Origin of the sequence: Streptomyces ficellus (assembly GCF_009739905.1) — a bacterium.
In the GTDB taxonomy this organism is placed as follows: domain Bacteria; phylum Actinomycetota; class Actinomycetes; order Streptomycetales; family Streptomycetaceae; genus Streptomyces; species Streptomyces ficellus_A.
The window spans coordinates 934,079-948,404 of record NZ_CP034279.1; the positions used below are offsets into that span (position 1 = coordinate 934,079).

The 14,326-nt window shown below is 73.1% G+C and carries 15 protein-coding genes and 1 pseudogene; 7 read left to right on the plus strand and 9 right to left on the minus strand.

All coding sequences use genetic code 11. From position 1 onward, the window contains the following. Positions 1–68 precede the first annotated feature (68 nt). The 4 genes from EIZ62_RS04020 to EIZ62_RS04035 all read right to left on the minus strand — a co-directional run bounded on the left by EIZ62_RS04020 (position 69) and on the right by EIZ62_RS04035 (position 4,389). The gene (locus tag EIZ62_RS04020) at positions 69–1,097 is read right to left on the minus strand and encodes an MDR family NADP-dependent oxidoreductase (RefSeq protein ID WP_156691334.1); all 1,029 of its coding nucleotides are present in this window, start codon (positions 1,095–1,097) and stop codon (positions 69–71) included. 113 nt (positions 1,098–1,210) lie between these two features. Next, the gene (locus tag EIZ62_RS04025; RefSeq protein WP_156691335.1) at positions 1,211–2,599 is read right to left on the minus strand and encodes an NDP-hexose 2,3-dehydratase family protein; all 1,389 of its coding nucleotides are present in this window, start codon (positions 2,597–2,599) and stop codon (positions 1,211–1,213) included. Between the two features lie 3 nt (positions 2,600–2,602). Next, positions 2,603–3,817 carry a cytochrome P450 gene (locus EIZ62_RS04030; protein ID WP_156691336.1) on the minus strand — a complete coding sequence of 405 codons (1,215 nt, stop codon included), beginning with the start codon at positions 3,815–3,817 and terminating at the stop codon, positions 2,603–2,605. Between the two features lie 74 nt (positions 3,818–3,891). Then, positions 3,892–4,389 (minus strand): nuclear transport factor 2 family protein, encoded by a 498-nt coding sequence (locus tag EIZ62_RS04035; RefSeq protein ID WP_244375446.1) that lies wholly within the window; start codon positions 4,387–4,389, stop codon positions 3,892–3,894. Positions 4,390–4,677: 288 nt separating this feature from the next. On the opposite strand from EIZ62_RS04035, the gene EIZ62_RS04040 reads away from it, so the two are divergent. After that, complete coding sequence (locus EIZ62_RS04040) at positions 4,678–5,244, plus strand: DinB family protein (protein ID WP_244375448.1); 567 nt, start codon at positions 4,678–4,680, stop codon at positions 5,242–5,244. A 24-nt stretch (positions 5,245–5,268) separates the two neighbouring features. On the opposite strand, the gene EIZ62_RS04045 is transcribed toward EIZ62_RS04040, so the two are convergent. Together EIZ62_RS04045 and EIZ62_RS32910 are read right to left on the minus strand one after the other, a co-directional pair. Beyond that, complete coding sequence (locus tag EIZ62_RS04045) at positions 5,269–6,387, minus strand: acyl-CoA dehydrogenase family protein (RefSeq protein ID WP_244375450.1); 1,119 nt, start codon at positions 6,385–6,387, stop codon at positions 5,269–5,271. 197 nt (positions 6,388–6,584) lie between these two features. Continuing rightward, a pseudogene (locus EIZ62_RS32910) lies at positions 6,585–6,638 on the minus strand (hypothetical protein); the annotation flags it as partial. A gap of 314 nt (positions 6,639–6,952) precedes the next feature. Here EIZ62_RS32910 and EIZ62_RS04055 point away from each other — a divergent pair. Beyond that, on the plus strand, positions 6,953–7,975 hold the full coding sequence (locus EIZ62_RS04055) for a methyltransferase (RefSeq protein WP_156691339.1): 1,023 nt from the start codon (positions 6,953–6,955) through the stop codon (positions 7,973–7,975). A 91-nt stretch (positions 7,976–8,066) separates the two neighbouring features. On the opposite strand, the gene EIZ62_RS04060 is transcribed toward EIZ62_RS04055, so the two are convergent. Then, the gene (locus EIZ62_RS04060; protein WP_156691340.1) at positions 8,067–8,534 is read right to left on the minus strand and encodes an SRPBCC domain-containing protein; all 468 of its coding nucleotides are present in this window, start codon (positions 8,532–8,534) and stop codon (positions 8,067–8,069) included. Positions 8,535–8,705: 171 nt separating this feature from the next. Here EIZ62_RS04060 and EIZ62_RS04065 point away from each other — a divergent pair, with 171 nt between their 5' ends. From EIZ62_RS04065 to EIZ62_RS04080, 4 genes are read left to right on the plus strand one after another with little or no spacing between them, the layout of a single operon-like run. Beyond that, positions 8,706–9,503 carry an SDR family NAD(P)-dependent oxidoreductase gene (locus EIZ62_RS04065; RefSeq protein WP_156691341.1) on the plus strand — a complete coding sequence of 266 codons (798 nt, stop codon included), beginning with the start codon at positions 8,706–8,708 and terminating at the stop codon, positions 9,501–9,503. A gap of 26 nt (positions 9,504–9,529) precedes the next feature. Then, positions 9,530–10,150 (plus strand): flavin reductase family protein, encoded by a 621-nt coding sequence (locus EIZ62_RS04070; RefSeq protein ID WP_167536332.1) that lies wholly within the window; start codon positions 9,530–9,532, stop codon positions 10,148–10,150. Then, positions 10,147–11,055, plus strand: a complete 909-nt coding sequence (locus EIZ62_RS04075; protein WP_156691343.1) for an MBL fold metallo-hydrolase — start codon at positions 10,147–10,149, stop codon at positions 11,053–11,055. The genes EIZ62_RS04070 and EIZ62_RS04075 overlap by 4 nt, the downstream gene beginning before the upstream one ends. 31 nt (positions 11,056–11,086) lie before the next feature. Continuing rightward, positions 11,087–11,233, plus strand: a complete 147-nt coding sequence (locus EIZ62_RS04080) for a hypothetical protein (protein ID WP_156691344.1) — start codon at positions 11,087–11,089, stop codon at positions 11,231–11,233. Positions 11,234–11,323: 90 nt separating this feature from the next. Here EIZ62_RS04080 and EIZ62_RS04085 read toward each other — a convergent pair whose 3' ends face one another. Continuing rightward, complete coding sequence (locus EIZ62_RS04085) at positions 11,324–11,785, minus strand: nuclear transport factor 2 family protein (RefSeq protein WP_156691345.1); 462 nt, start codon at positions 11,783–11,785, stop codon at positions 11,324–11,326. Positions 11,786–12,037: 252 nt separating this feature from the next. On the opposite strand from EIZ62_RS04085, the gene EIZ62_RS04090 reads away from it, so the two are divergent. Further along, positions 12,038–12,934 (plus strand): LysR family transcriptional regulator, encoded by an 897-nt coding sequence (locus tag EIZ62_RS04090; RefSeq protein WP_156691346.1) that lies wholly within the window; start codon positions 12,038–12,040, stop codon positions 12,932–12,934. 81 nt (positions 12,935–13,015) lie between these two features. Here the strand turns inward: EIZ62_RS04090 and EIZ62_RS04095 are convergent, their stop codons facing one another. Then, positions 13,016–14,284, minus strand: a complete 1,269-nt coding sequence (locus tag EIZ62_RS04095; protein WP_156691347.1) for an aspartate aminotransferase type Ic — start codon at positions 14,282–14,284, stop codon at positions 13,016–13,018. Positions 14,285–14,326: the final 42 nt, after the last annotated feature.

Genomic DNA, 14,326 nt, shown 5'->3' on the forward strand with positions numbered 1-14,326 from the left:
ACGATTCCCATCTGTGTGAATGCCGTACGTGCCTGGCCCCGGTGCCGTCGCCGGCACCGGGGGGCGGGTCAGAGGGCGACGGAGACGTTGCCCCGGTAGGCGCCCTTGAGGAGCGAGAGCAGGGCCTCGGGGGCGGCCTCGATGCCGCCCTCGACGACGGTCTGCGGGAAGACGAACCGGCCTTCGCCCAGCCAGGTCGCGAAGTGCTGGATCCACGCCCCGATCTGCTCGGGGGTGTGGTAGCAGGCGAAGGGGCGCAGCTCCACGTGCCGGGTGATGGCGGTCATCAGGTCGAAGCGGGGGAAGGAGGCCTGGCCGGCGCCGTTCTGCACCGACAGCGCGCCGCACAGGGCGAACCGCGCGTGCGGGCGGGCCGCCTGGAGCGCCGCTTCGAACTGCTCGCCGCCGACGTTGTCGAAGAAGACGTCGATGCCCTCCGGCGCGAGTTCCGCGAGCCGGTCGGCGACCGGGCCGTCGTGGTAGTCGAAGGCGGCGTCGAAGCCCAGCTCGTCCACCAGGTAGGCGACCTTCTCCTTGCTGCCCGCGCTGCCGATGACCCGGGCCGCCCCGCGGCACTTGGCGATCTGGCCCGCGAGCGAGCCGACGCCGCCGGCCGCGCCGGACACGAAGACCACGTCCCCTTCACCCGCGCGCGCCATGTCGGCCATGCCGTAGTAGGCGGTGGGCCCCTGGCACAAAAAGTAGGAGGTGCTGGGGAAGAGCCCGGCCGGGAGCTTGAAGTAGGACGAGGCGGGTCCGACCGAGTACTCGCACCAGCCGGTCATGGACTGGACGAGGTCGCCGACCGCCAGGTCGGGGCTGTTGGAGGCCACGACGGTGCCGGTCTCGCCGCCGCCGATCCGGGCGCCCACCTGGTAGGGCGGCAGCGGGAGCTGGCAGTCCGTCCGCATCAGGTCCTGGTAGGCGGCCGCGACACCGAGGTGGTCCATCCGGACGACGACCTCTCCCGGTCCGGGCTCCGGCACCTCCACGTCGACGAGGTCGAAGTGGTCCGGGGTCAGCGCACCCTCGAGGTGCTTGGCCAGTCGTATCTCACGGGCCTTGGCCGGGATGGTGTACGGCGTTCCGGCTGGCATGGTCGTCCTCCGTTGTGGGCCGGGGCGGGCGGGCGGTCGAGCAGGGGTGGGACAGGGGCGGGACAGAGGTGGTGCGGGGCAAGTGTGCGGGCGGCCGCTCGCGCGGGGCTCGATCAGCGCTCGAGCCGGACCGCGCCGCTGGTCAGCAGTGCGAGCAGGCTGCGCGCCTGGACGTTGAGGTAGTGGCCGTGCCGGGTCAGCGACAGCAGCTGGGAAGGGGTGCACCACCGGTAGCCGGGCGGCGGGTCGAGGGGCGCGTCGGCCTCGACGATCAGGTACTGGCTCTCGGCGTTGAGGAACCGGCCGCCCTCCTCCGAGTGGACGGCCGAGTACCGGACCTGCGACGGGTCGGCGCGCAGGACCGTGTCGAGGAACGGCAGCGCGTCCGCCGGGAGGTGCGTGTGGTTCTCCGGTACGCACTGGACCGTCGGGCCGAGCTCGACGGTGTCGAGGAAGCCGCCCTCCACCCGGGCGTGCGCCAGGAGGTGGGGCACGCCCCCGATGGACCGGGTGAGGAAGGCGGCCACCCCCCTTCCCACGGGTTCGATGAGCGGCTGGGTCCAGCCGGTGACCTCGCGGCTGCCCGCGTCGACCGAGACGGCCACCACCGTGAAGAACCGTCCCTCCTCGTGCGCGATGTCGAAGGAGCCGCGGCGCCAGCCGGCCACCCGGTCGAGCGGGACCAGCCCGGCGTCGACGTCGTGACGGGCCCGCTCGGCGGTGAACCAGGACAGCAGTTCCGTGTCGGAGTGCAGCGCCCCCGGCCCGCCCGCGCCGGGCACGCAGGCCAGCACCGTACGGGTGTCCATGTTGACGACGTTGTCCAGCCGCAGCAACTCACCGAGCTGACCGAGCGTCAGCCAGCGGAAGTCCTCGTGGCCGGGCACCTCGCCGGAGGTCTCGACGATCATGTTCCGGTTGCTCTTGCGGAAGAACCACGCCCCGTGCTCGGACTGGAGGCTGTCGGCGACCACCCGGTCCCCGTTGCGCCCGGGCCGCAGGAAGTGGTCGAGGTACCGCACGTCGGCGCCCCGGTGCACCTTGGTGTAGTTGCTCCGGGTGGCCTGCACGGTCGGCGACAGCTGGAGCAGGTTGGGGTTCCCCGGTTCCATCTTGGCCTGCATCAGGAAGTGCAGGACCCCGTCGAACTCCTTGGCGAGGATGCCGAGGATGCCGACCTCGGGCTGCCGGATCACGGGCTGCTGCCAGGAGGGGTACGGCCCGGTGCCGGTGGTGACCCGCAGCCCCTCGACGGTGAAGAACCGGCCGCTGCGGTGCACCAGGTTGCCGGTACCGGCCGCGAAGGACCACCCCTCCAGCCCGGTGAACGGGATGCGCCGCACACCGAAGCGGTGCGCGCGGCGGCGCTCCTCCAGCCAGCCGAGGACGTCGGCGGTACGGGTCCGCGCCCCGGCGCCGGTGACCGCGGCGGAGCGCGCGAACCGGTCGGGCAGGGCGCGGTCCACACGCTCCCGCAGCAGGGGAAGGGTGGCGGTGGCCATGGGTCAGGCTCCCCACACGACCGGCAGGCTGGTGAGGGTGTGGTTGATCTCGCCGTTGTGCCAGGGCAGTTCGTCCTCCGGCACGGCGAGCCGGAGGTCGGGGAAGCGGCGCACCAGGCCGTCGAGGGCGATCTCCATCTCCATGCGGCCGAGGTGCTTGCCCAGGCAGTAGTGCAGGCCGTGGCCGAAGGAGATGTGCGGGTTCTTCTCCCTGGCGAGGTCGAGCCGGTCGGCGTCGGGGAAGACGTCGCCGTCCCGGTTGGCGGAGGCGAGCGAGAGCAGCACGGCGTCGCCCTTGGCTATCGTCACCCCGCCGACCTCGATGTCGTCGGCCGCGATGCGCGGGAAGCCGGACGTGTCGGTCGCGAACAGGTTGACGTGCCGCAGGAGTTCCTCGACGGCCACGGGGATGCGCGAGCGGTCCTCCGCGAGCCACCGCCACTGGTCGCGGTGGTCCGCGATCAGGGCCAGTACGGAGTTGGCGAGCTGGTTGGCCGTGGTGTCGAAGCCGGCGCCGATCAGCGTGAAGCCGAAGGTCACCAGTTCCTGCTCGCTGAGCCGGTCGTCGTTGTCGCGGGCGGCGATCAGCTCGGAGAGCATGTCGTCGGTGGGGCGGGCACGCTTGTCCGCGACCAGCCCGACGATGTACTCGCTGAGCTTGGCGAGACCGTTGAGGGACTCCTCGCCGCCGGCCCGGTCGTCGACCGTGGCGAACGCGCGGGCCCACTTCTCGAAGTCCCGCAGGTCCGCGGCCGGTACGCCGAGCAGCTCGCCGATGACGGTCAGCGGCAGCGGCACGGCGAGCTGCTGCACCAGGTCGACCGGGCCCTCCTGGGCCTGCATGTCGTCGAGCAGCTCGTCGGCGACCTTCTGCACACCGGCCCGCATCCGTTCGACCCGGCGCAGGGTGAACGCTCCGGCGACCAGCTTGCGCAGCCGGGAGTGCTCGGGCGAGTCCAGCGAGATGATCATCTCGGGGGTGGTGTGCATGGTGCCGCCGATGCGGGGGGCGCCCGGCCCGCAGGCCCGGGCGCGGCTCAGCCGGGGGTCCGCCGACAGCGCCCGCACGTCCTCGTAGCGGGTGACCAGCCAGGCGTCCACACCTCCCGCGGTAGGCACCTTGACCACCGGCTGGTCGGCGCGGAAGGCGGCGTACTGCGGGGCGGGGCCGCGATAGGTCGAACCGGGGAAGGGGAAGACGTCGGCTGCGTGCGACACGGGGCAGGCGGACAAGGGATACCTCCGCGGGGTGCGGGCTGTGGGCGGGTTACGGAACGGGGCGGGCGCTGTCTTCAGGAAGGGTTGTGGATCTTGTCGGCCCAGTTCGGGGTGTCATGGGTGACGACCCGGGACCGGGTGTGCAGCACGCCGTCGACGCGGACCAGCACGTCCTCGACGGTGGTGGTCGGCTCGAAGCTGACCTTGCCGGACCGGTCGGTCATGCTGACGATCGCCTGGTAGCGCACGTGCAGGGTGTCGTCGTCGACGGGTTCGACGCGCATCCGGTCGAACCAGTAGCGGTAGACGAGCCCGTCGTAGTACGCGATGTTCTTCTCCCGCGCCTCGCGTGCCGAGATCTCGTCGACGAGGGGCCGTTCGGCGTCGCCCCGGCGGGCCGTCATCTCCTCCAGCAGCTGCTGCCGGCCCTCCAGCTTCCAGCCGCCCGGACGGTGCTCGATGGAGCCGTCCTCGGTGAGCGTCTGGAGGAACTCCTCGAGCCTGCGCTCCTCCAGCAGCGGCATCTGCCGGGCGTAGAACTGCTGCACCTCGACGTAGAGTTCGGCGCTCACGCGCCGGTCGGTTGACCGCAGCGCTTGGGACACGTCGGCTCCCCTTTCCGTAGGTCGGCGCGCCACCACCGTGGCGGCGCGCATCCACCGCCCACGGTGGCAACGCGGGCTGGACGCGTCCTGGAGAGGCGCTACATCGCGGGGCGCCCGCATCACCCGCGCCCGCGCCCCCCGCCCACGCCCCGCCGCAGCCCGGGTCCGTGCCCGGGTCGACGTCCGTGTCCTGGGACTCGAACACGCCGTTGGGCACGAAGCGCGGCGTTCGGGACATACGGGGAGGACGGGGCCGTGCGGCACGGCGTCCGGCACGAGGTGGAGGAGGCGATCGGCATGCCGGTCATGGTGGAAGCGGGAACCGAGGAACGCGAGGTGCTGCTGTCCGCTTGGGAGGAGCAGCGCGCGGCCCTGCGCAGGGCGGTGAGCGGGCTGACCGACGAGCAGGCGCACAGCAGGCCCAGTGTGAGCGAACTGTCCCTGGCGGCGCTGCTGGCGCACGCCGTGCGGGGTGAGCCCGCCTGGATCCCGGTGCTGCGCGGCCGGGGCGGGGACTGGACGGACCGGGACGGCGAGGCCGAGTTCACGCCGCCGGCCGGGCAGAGCGTGGGGGACCTGCTGCGCGAGCACCGGCGGGTGGGCGCCGAGGTCGTGCGCGCGGTACGCGACCTGCCGGGCGGCCTCGGGCGCCGGGTGCCCATGCCGGTGACACCGTGGGGCCCGCCGGAGGAGCCGCGCAGTGTGCGGTGGATCCTGCTCCATCTGATCACGGAGGCGGCGCGGCACGCGGGCCACGCCGACCTCCTGCGCGAGTCGCTGGACGGCGCGACCGCCCCCGACCTGATGGAGCCGCGGACCTGACGTCCGCCCCGGCCGGTGAGGGCGTCAGCCCTCCTCGGGGCCCAACAGCACGGCCGAGTAGTTCTTGCGGGCGGCCGTGTCGTACTGGAGGGCGACGTGGCTGGTCGCGGAGGTGATGTCGCGCCAGAACCGCTGGAGCGGGTGCGCCTCCCCCAGGCCGCCGGTGCCCGCGCCGCGGATCAGCAGGCCGGCGGCCTCCTGGAGGAGCTCGGCGGAGAAGGTGGCGTTGCGCTCGTTCCGCGCCATGTACTCCGGCGTGAACCGCCGTTCGTCGATGACCCGCGCGTTCTGCTCCACCAGGTGGCGTGCCGCGTCGATCCGCCCCGAGGCCCGGACCACGAGCAGTTCGCCCGCCTGGTTGCGGCGCCGGCCGGTCATCGTCGCGGCGCAGGCCGCGAGCGCCCCGGAGGCGGCTCCCACGACGGGGGCGATGAACGTCAGTCCGCCGACCGCCTGGAACGGCACCGTGTGGCAGGAGGCGGTGGAGGTGGCGTTGCGTCCGGTGAGCATGTCGGTGCGGTCGAAGGACAGGTGGCCGGGCACGGTCACGTCGTCGACGACGACGGTGTGGCTCGCGGTGGCCCGCATCCCGACGCTGTCCCAGGTCTCCTGCACGGTCCAGCTGCCCCGGGGCAGGGCGAAGAACCGCAGCTGCGGGGGGCCGTCGGCGCCGGGCACGGCGGCGCAGACCAGCGCCCAGTCGGCGAAGTCGATGCCGCTCACGTAGGACCACCGGCCGCTGAGCCGCCAGCCCCCCTCCACCGCCCGGGCCCGGCCGGCCGGCATCAGGGCCGTGGCGATCACCACGTCGGGGCTCTCGCCCCAGACGGCCCGGTGCCCCTCCTCGGGCAGGTGCGAGGCGAACCGGGCCGAGTACGCGGCCAGCGACGCGCACCAGGCGGTGGCCGCGCAGGCCTCGCCGACGGTGACGACGGCACGCGTCAGCTCGCCGAACGTGCCCTCGGTGCCGCCCCAGCGGGAGGCCACGAAGTGGCGGGCGAAGCCGGTCCCGCGGACCGCTTCCGTGACGTCGGGGGCGAGCCGGCGGGTGCTGTCCGCCTCGGCGGCGTACTCGGCGGCGAGGGCGCGCAGCTTGTCGGCGGCCTCGGCCAACCCGGTGTCCCCTTGTATGGCGGCAGGCATCCTCGTGACCTCCTGTGGTGAACGCTTCGCGGTGCGCGGTCGTCCGGGCAGCGTGGCCGCCGGGCCTCGAAGCCGGGTACACCGCCGCTGGACGCCCGCCCGGCACGTCGCGCTCCGCCCGCCGGCCCGCACCGGACGTCGGCCCGGGGGCCGGGCAGCACGGCGGACACGTCCGCCCCGTGGCGCGTCAGGCGGGCGCCCGCGTACAGCGCGTCGCCCCCGTCGTCGCCGCTGCCGACGACCAGCACCACCCGGGCGCCGCCCTACGGCGGCAGGAACGTACCCGGCCGCGGCGGGAGACGCCCCCTCCCCCGCCGCGCCGCCCGGGACCGCGCCAGGCGCGGCGCGGCGGTCCGGCGCAGGTGGGGGCCGGGCCGGCCGCCGCCCGCCGGCCCGGTCGGGTGCGTCCGGGCGGCCTGCGCGCCGCCGGCGTACTCATGCGGCGTGCGACCCGTTCTACGCCGCCGCTCATGCCGCGGCGGGCACGGTTGGCCGCACCGCACGTCGAAGGGCGTGCCGACCGTCCGGCCACTGGAGGCCGGGCAGCCGACATACGGAGGGTCCCATGGCTGCAACCGAGTCCGACCGCACGGAGCTCGCCGCCGAGCTGACCGTGCACATGACGGGCTTCCTGTACTCCGCGTCGCTCTACACGGCGGCCGAGGCGAAGATCGCCGACCACCTCGCCGACGGCCCCCGCACGCCGGCCGAGCTCGGCGAGCTGAGCGGCCTGCACGGTCCCTACGTCCGGCGGCTGCTGCGCTACCTGGCGACCCGTGAGGTGTTCCGTGAGGACGAGGAGGGCCGTTTCCACCTGACGCCGATGGCCGAGCTGCTGCGCACCGGTGTCCCGAACTCGGTGCGCGACAGCTTCCTGATGCTCGGCAACGAGCTGTTCTGGAAGCCGATCGGCAAGCTCAACGAGACGGTCCGCAAGGGCAGCACGATCTTCGACGAGCTGTACGGCGCGCCGTTCTTCGAGTGGCTCGGCTCGCACCCCGAGGAGGCGACGATCTTCAACGCGGGGACGGCGGCCTTCTCCGGCCAGTTCACCGACCTCGTCGCCGACACCTACCCCTTCCCGGAGGGCGCCCGCGTCGTGGACGTCGGCGGTGGCCGCGGCGGTCTGCTGCTGTCGGTCCTCAGCAAGCACCCCACGGTGACCGGCACGCTGTACGACCAGGAGTCGGTGCTCCGCGAGAACCTGCTCGACGAGCCGCAGGTGGCCGGCCGCTGGAAGACGGAGCCGGGCAACTTCTTCGAGTCGGTGCCGGGCGGCGGTGACATCTACATCCTCAAGTCGATCCTCCACGACTGGAGCGACGAGAACGGCCTGCGCATCCTGAAGGCGACCCGCGAGGGAATGCCGAAGGGCGCCAAGCTGCTGGTGGTCGACGCGGTGATCCCGGAGGGCAACGACCCCCACGTCAGCAAGACCATCGACATGATGATGATGACGGTGTTCAACGGCAAGGAGCGCACGCTGCCGGAGTTCAAGGAGATCCTCGGCGCGGCCGGCTTCACCGTGACCAAGGTGCTGGAGACGGTCGACCCGGTCGTCTCGGTCATCGAGGCCATCGCGGACTGACCCGCGGCGAACGGCAACACGGCTCAGGGCCCCGGTCGGTGACCGGGGCCCTGAGCCGTACGGGAAGAAACGGATGAAGACGGGCGCGGGTTCAGAAGAGCTTGGCGAACCGCTCCAGGGTCTCCCCCGGGCTCGGCCCGTCGAGCGCCTGGAAGATGCGCTGCGCGCCCTCGCCGTGCTTGTGCAGCTTGATGTGGGCCAGCTCCACCGTGGTGCCGCCGCCGGCGGCGGGCGTGAAGGTCACCTCGATCTCACTGGCCCGCTCGTCGTCGGGGATGGACTGCCAGTTGCCGTCGAGCCGCCAGGTCATCAGCAGGCGGCGCCCCGGCTGCCACTCCAGGATGCGGCCCCAGGTGATCTCGTTGCCCTCGACGTCCCACTCGTAGTAGCGCCCGCCCACTCCGCCCTCGAAGGCGAGGCCGGCCCGCTCCTTCTTCAGCAGGACGTGCGACGGCGGCCACCAGTCCTTGGGGCGCCCGGTGAAGACGGTGAAGCTCTCCTCGGGCGTCGCCGCCACGGTCACCGACTTCCGTACGTCCGGAATCGTCTGCTCGGCCACGGACCCTCCTCGCTCGTGTCACTTCGTTCGGACCGGGCCAGCCTCGCGCCGGCGGCTCAACCGCCCGTCGACGGCGGCTCGAACGGCGGCTGTTCGAGGAGGAGTCGAGAACCGCGCAAGGAGACGGGGTCACGGTCGACCCATTCGGACGACGAGCGACGGGAGAGCACGATGACAGCTACGGGGACGGGCACCGAGCGGCGGGTCGCCTTCGTCACGGGCGCGACCAGCGGTATCGGTCTGGCGGTGACCGAACTCCTGGCCCGGCAGGGTCTCGCCGTGTTCGGCGTCGCACGCGGTGAGGAGGACGTGCGGGCCATGGTGAAGCGGCTGCGGGAAGAGGGCCTGGACGTCGCCGGCGCGGTCTGCGACGTCACGTCGGTGGAGCAGATCAAGACCGCCGTCCGGTCGGCCGTCGAGACGTACGGCCGGATCGACGTCCTGGTCAACAACGCGGGACGCGGGGGCGGCGGCGTCACGGCCGAGATCGGCGACGCGCTGTGGGACGACGTGATCGAGACCAACCTCAACGGCACGTTCCGGGTCACCCGCGAGGTGCTGAGCACCGGACGGATGCGGGACGGCGACTGGGGCCGCATCGTCAACATCGCCTCCACGGGTGGCAAGCAGGGGGTGGAGCTGGCCGCCCCGTACTCCGCCTCCAAGCACGGGGTCATCGGCTTCACCAAGGCCGTGGGCAAGGAGCTGGCGAAGACCGGCATCACGGTGAACGCGGTGTGCCCCGGTTACGTCGAGACGCCGATGGCGCAGCGCGTGCGCCAGGGTTACGCGGGCCACTACGGCGTGTCCGAGGAGGAGATCCAGGAGAAGTTCAACGCCAAGATCCCGCTCGGCCGCTATTCCACCCCCGAGGAGGTGGCGGGGCTGGTCGGCTACCTCGTGTCGGACGTGGCGGCGTCGATCACCGCACAGGCGCTCAACGTCTGCGGCGGGCTGGGCAACTACTGATGCGAACGGAAACGGACACCTCCACGATGACCCAAGCGCCCGAAGCGACGACCACCGGCGGAACGGCCACGGCCGTACTCGTGCCGGACACCCATGTGCCCGACGCCCATGTGCCCGACGCCCATGTGCCCGAGGCCCAGGTGCCCGACGCGGCCGCCTTCCGGGCGGCGATGGGCCGCTTCCCCACCGGTGTGACGCTGCTGACCCAGGGCAGTGACGAGACAACCAGCGTCATCACCCTCAACAGCCTGACCTCGGTGTCCCTGGAGCCGGTCCTGATCCTGGTGTCCGTCAAGGCGGACGGCCGGATGCGCCCGCGGGTCGCCCGGTCCGGCAGTTTCGCCGTCAATGTGCTGAACCGGCACCAGCAGGACCTCGCCCAGGAGTTCTGCCGGCCGGACCGCCCGGCCGGACCGGCCGCCATGGCGCGGCTGGGAGCCACCCGGGGCGTGCTGGGGAACGCCGTGATCCCCTCGGCCGAGGCGTACTTCGAGTGCGTCCTGGAGGCGGAGTACGCCGCCGGTGACCACACGCTGCTCGTCGGCCGGGTGGTCGCGCTCGGCGGCGGGGACGCCGCGGCGGACCCGCTCGTCTTCCACCGGGGCGGTTTCACCCGGCTGCCCGCCGACCCGGCGGCGTCGTCATGACGGCGTCCCTCGCCTCGCTGGAGCCGGTCGCCGAGGGCGTGTTCGCGTTCGTCCAGCCCGACGGCGGCTGGTGCCTGAACAACGCGGGCCTGGTCGTCGACGGGGACCACGGGGTGCTCGTCGACACGGCCGCCACACAGGCGCGCGCCCGCAGGCTCCGCTCGGAGGTCGAACGGCTCCTGCCGGGCGGCCCGGAGTTCGTGGTGAACACGCATTTCCACGGCGATCACACCTTCGGCAACGGACAGTTCGTCCCGCGTTCGGTGATCGTGGCCCACGAGGGGTGCCGCGCCGACTCGGCGGAGGCGGGGCTGGGCCTGCGGGGCCTGTGGCCCGGTGTGGAGTGGGGCGAGACGCCGCTCACGCTGCCCTCGCTGACCTTCCGTGACGCGCTGACCGTGCACGCCGGCGACCTGCGGGTCGAGCTGCTCCATGTGGGCCCCGCCCATACGGCCAACGATGTCGTGGTGTGGGTTCCGGAGCGCTCGGTGCTCTTCACCGGCGACGTGGTGTGGTCGGGCGTCACACCGTACGTCCTGATGGGTTCGATCACCGGGTCGCTGGACGCCCTCGCCCGGCTGAGGGCGCTGGGCGCCGCCACGGTCGTGCCGGGTCACGGACCGGTCGGCGGCCCCGAGTTGCTCGACGAGACGGAGGCGTACCTCCGGCTGCTCCAGGAGCTGGCGCGGGACGGGGTGCGCCGGGGGCTGACCCCGCTGCGGGCCGCCGAGGAGGCGGACCTCGGCCCGTTCGCCAAGCTCGTCGACCCCGAGCGGCTGGTGGGCAACCTGCACCGCGCGTACGCCGAGCTGGACGGGCTGGCGCCCGGTGCCCGCATCGACGTGCTGGCGTCCTTCAAGGAGATGGTCGCCTTCCACGGCGGGCTGCCCGCCTGTCACGCCTGACCCCGAGCATGCCGAGCGAGAGGAGCCGTCAATGGCGACGATCCTGCTGGACCGGCCCACCCAGGAGCCGGTGCCCGTGCCTCCCGACCCGCCGCCGCCGGCCTGGGTGCCGCTGCTGCTGGCGGGCGACCCCGACGACGACGGCAGCGAGCCGCACATCTGGCGCGGCATCGACTGAGCGCCGTCCCCCGCCGCACACCACAGCACCCCGCTCACGGCAGTCCGTGGGCGGGGCGCTGTGTCCCGGGGGGAGGGGTCGGGGGACGGGTCAGGAGGCGGCGGGCGGTTCGGCCGGGCTGTCGCGGTGGATGACGCGGGAGCGCGTCAGGAGCCGTCCGTCGCGCCGGACGAGCTCGTCCTCGACGGTGAAGGTCGGCTGGAAGTTCACCTTGCCCTCGCGGTCGGTCTGGGTGACGAGGGTGTAGTACGAGACGCGCAGCAGGTCGGGGTCGGCCGCGTCGGTCTCGATGATCAGGTGGCCGAACCAGTGCCGTACGGCGATGTCGCGGTAGCGGGGCAGGTTCGCCCGCATGCCGGCGATCATCTCCTCGCGGCCCCGCTGTCGCTGGCCGCCGGCGTGCACGACCTCGCCGTCCTCGGTGAAGGTGTCGGCGAACCCCTCGATGTCGAGGGCGTCGACCCGCCGCATCTGCCGGGCGTAGAAGGTCTGCACCTCGGCGTAGAGATCCCCGGTGACCTGGTTGGGCAGGGTCCCGACCGGCTGAGACATGGATACTCCCTTCGAGACGGCCGGCCCGGTGGCCGCGCCGATCTCCCCCAGCCTCCCGCGCGGTCCTGCAGCGTCACTGGAGACCGGCTCGGCAGGGGGCCGGGAGGGTCGGCACCCGTCCCGCTCCGCGGGGCCCGTGGGGTGCGGAGGGGGACGGGTTGCCGCCCAGGGCCCCGCGATGATCTTCCGCCGCCCCAACCACCGAGTCAATCCTAGGGATTGCTGCTCAGCCCCAAGGGATAGCTTGGGTCCGTGACTCTTGACGATCTGCGCGTCTTCATAGCCGTCTGCCGGGCGGGCAGCCTCAGCGCGGTCGCCCGTGACCTCGGCCGTTCGCAGTCGGCGGTGAGCCAGCACGTGAAGCGGCTGGAGCGGGAGACCGGCGTCGCCCTGCTGGAGCGCCACACCCGCGGTGTCGTCCCCACCCAGGCGGGGCGGGTGCTCCAGGCGGCCGCGGCGCACAGCATGGCCGGCCTCGACATGGCCGTGCGGAGCATCCAGGAATCCGTCCGCGGTGACGTCGGGTCGGTGCGGGTGACGACGGGCGCCACGACGCTGCGGCACTTCATGTCCGAGGCCGTGGTGGACTTCCACCACCGCTACCCGCGGGCCAGTCTGGAGTTCCAGACCGAGAGTTCGAGCAGCCGGTGCTTCGACGCGCTCGCCGCGGACGACCTCGACCTCGCCTGGGTCACCATCGGCGAGCGCGTGCGCGGCATCGAGCAGCACCCGGTGGTCGAGCTGCCCTGGGTGCTGGCCGTCCGCGCCGACGACCCGCTCGCGGCGCGCCCGCGGATCGGGGCGGACGACCTGGCGGAGATCCGGCACATCCGGCTGCCGGCCAGGTCCACCTCCCGGGCGCACCTGGACGCGGCCCTCGCCGCGCTGGGCGTCCCCGGCCGCTCCGACACGAGCGTCGCCGACTGGGACACCGCCATCCTGCTGGCCGAACTGGGCCTCGGCCACGCCGTGGTGCCGGACCTCCCCGGCCGGACCGCCGGGAGCGGCGGGGCGTTGCGGTTCGTGCCCGTCCCGGTGCTGCCGCCGCTGTCGGTGGGCTGGGCCGTGCGCAGCTGGGAGGCCCTGACCCCGCTGGCCCGCGCGTTCGCGGACACCGTGCGCCGGACGTGCGCGGGCTCCGGGGCGTGAGCCGCGCCGGCGCGGGCCGTCCGGAACGCCCCGCGCGGGGGCGGCACCGGGCGACGGCCCGCGCCGGGCCGGCGTCCCCGCTCAGCGCGCCCGCTGCTCGTACCCCACCAGGCGTACGCAGACGGCCAGGCCCTCGATCGCCTGTTCCAGCTCCGCGAGGCCGGGGTAGCTGGGCGCGATCCGGATGACCGCGTCGCGCGGGTCGTCGCCGTACGGGTGCGTGGCCCCGGCGGGGGTCAGCACGATGCCCGCCTCCGCGGCCCGGCGGACGACCTCCTTGGCGCAGCCGTCCGGCACCTGGAGGGTGACGAAGTACCCGCCCCTGGGGGACGTCCAGGTGGCGAGCCCGGTGCCGCCGAGCTCGGCGTCGAGGATCCGCGCCACCGCCTCGAACTTGGGCTGGAGCAGGGCGCGCTGGCCCTCCATGTGGGCGCGCACACCGTCGGCGTCCTTCAGGAACAGGACGTGCCGCAGCTGGTTGATCTTGTCGGGTCCGATGGACCGCTTGGCGTTGTTGGCGAGGAGCCACGTGACGTTCGCGGGGGACGAGCCGAAGAAGGCGACGCCCGCGCCGGCCGCGGTGATCTTCGAGGTGGAGCCGAACACGAACGCCCGGTCGGGGTGGCCGGCGTCGGCGCAGGCGCCGAGCAGGTCGGCGATCTCGACGGGCTCGTCGGTGAGGTGGTGGACGGCGTAGGCGTTGTCCCAGAAGATCCGGAAGTCGGGCGCGGCGGTGGGCATCGCGGCGAGCCGCGCCACGGTCGCGTCGCTGTAGCTGACGCCGTCCGGGTTGCTGTACTTCGGTACGCACCAGATGCCCTTGACGCTCGGGTCCTCGGCGACGAGCCGCTCCACGGCGTCCATGTCGGGGCCCTCGGGCGTCATCGGCACCGGGATCATGTCGATGCCGAACCGCTCGCACAGCGCGAAGTGCCGGTCGTAGCCCGGGACCGGGCACAGGAACGCGATCCGCTCCTGCTCCACCCAGCGGGACTCGGCGCCGGGCACCACGCTCAGCAGGGCGTGCACCAGGCAGTCGTGCATCAGCTCCAGGCTGGAGTTGCCCGCGGCGAGCAGCTGCGCCACCGGCACCTGGAGGACCTCCGCGAAGATCTCCCGCAGTTCCGGCAGACCGTGCAGTCCGCCGTAGTTGCGCACGTCCGTGCCGTCCGCGGCGGAGAAGCGCGTGCCGGGCAGGGCCAGCAGCTCGCCGGAGAGGTCGAGCTGCTCCGGGGCCGGCTTGCCCCGGGTGAGGTCGAGCGAGAGCCCGCGCCCCACGAGGGCCTCGTAGTCCTGGCGGGCGCGGTCGAGGAGCCCGCTCAGGGCGTCGGGGCTCAGCTCGGTGGTCATGGTGTGTCCTCTCACAGGTGCCGCGGCGGTGGGGGGCGGGTC

Excerpts from the sequence above, each read along its gene's own strand:
- EIZ62_RS04020 (WP_156691334.1), bottom strand. The coding sequence starts at position 1,097 with ATGCCAGCCGGAACGCCGTACACCATCCCGGCCAAGGCCCGTGAGATA.
- EIZ62_RS04025 (WP_156691335.1), bottom strand. The coding sequence starts at position 2,599 with ATGGCCACCGCCACCCTTCCCCTGCTGCGGGAGCGTGTGGACCGCGCC.
- EIZ62_RS04045 (WP_244375450.1), bottom strand. The coding sequence starts at position 6,387 with ATGCCTGCCGCCATACAAGGGGACACCGGGTTGGCCGAGGCCGCCGAC.
- EIZ62_RS04055 (WP_156691339.1), top strand. The coding sequence starts at position 6,953 with ATGGCTGCAACCGAGTCCGACCGCACGGAGCTCGCCGCCGAGCTGACC.
- EIZ62_RS04065 (WP_156691341.1), top strand. The coding sequence starts at position 8,706 with ATGACAGCTACGGGGACGGGCACCGAGCGGCGGGTCGCCTTCGTCACG.
- EIZ62_RS04070 (WP_167536332.1), top strand. The coding sequence starts at position 9,530 with ATGACCCAAGCGCCCGAAGCGACGACCACCGGCGGAACGGCCACGGCC.
- EIZ62_RS04075 (WP_156691343.1), top strand. The coding sequence starts at position 10,147 with ATGACGGCGTCCCTCGCCTCGCTGGAGCCGGTCGCCGAGGGCGTGTTC.
- EIZ62_RS04080 (WP_156691344.1), top strand. The coding sequence starts at position 11,087 with ATGGCGACGATCCTGCTGGACCGGCCCACCCAGGAGCCGGTGCCCGTG.
- EIZ62_RS04085 (WP_156691345.1), bottom strand. The coding sequence starts at position 11,785 with ATGTCTCAGCCGGTCGGGACCCTGCCCAACCAGGTCACCGGGGATCTC.
- EIZ62_RS04095 (WP_156691347.1), bottom strand. The coding sequence starts at position 14,284 with ATGACCACCGAGCTGAGCCCCGACGCCCTGAGCGGGCTCCTCGACCGC.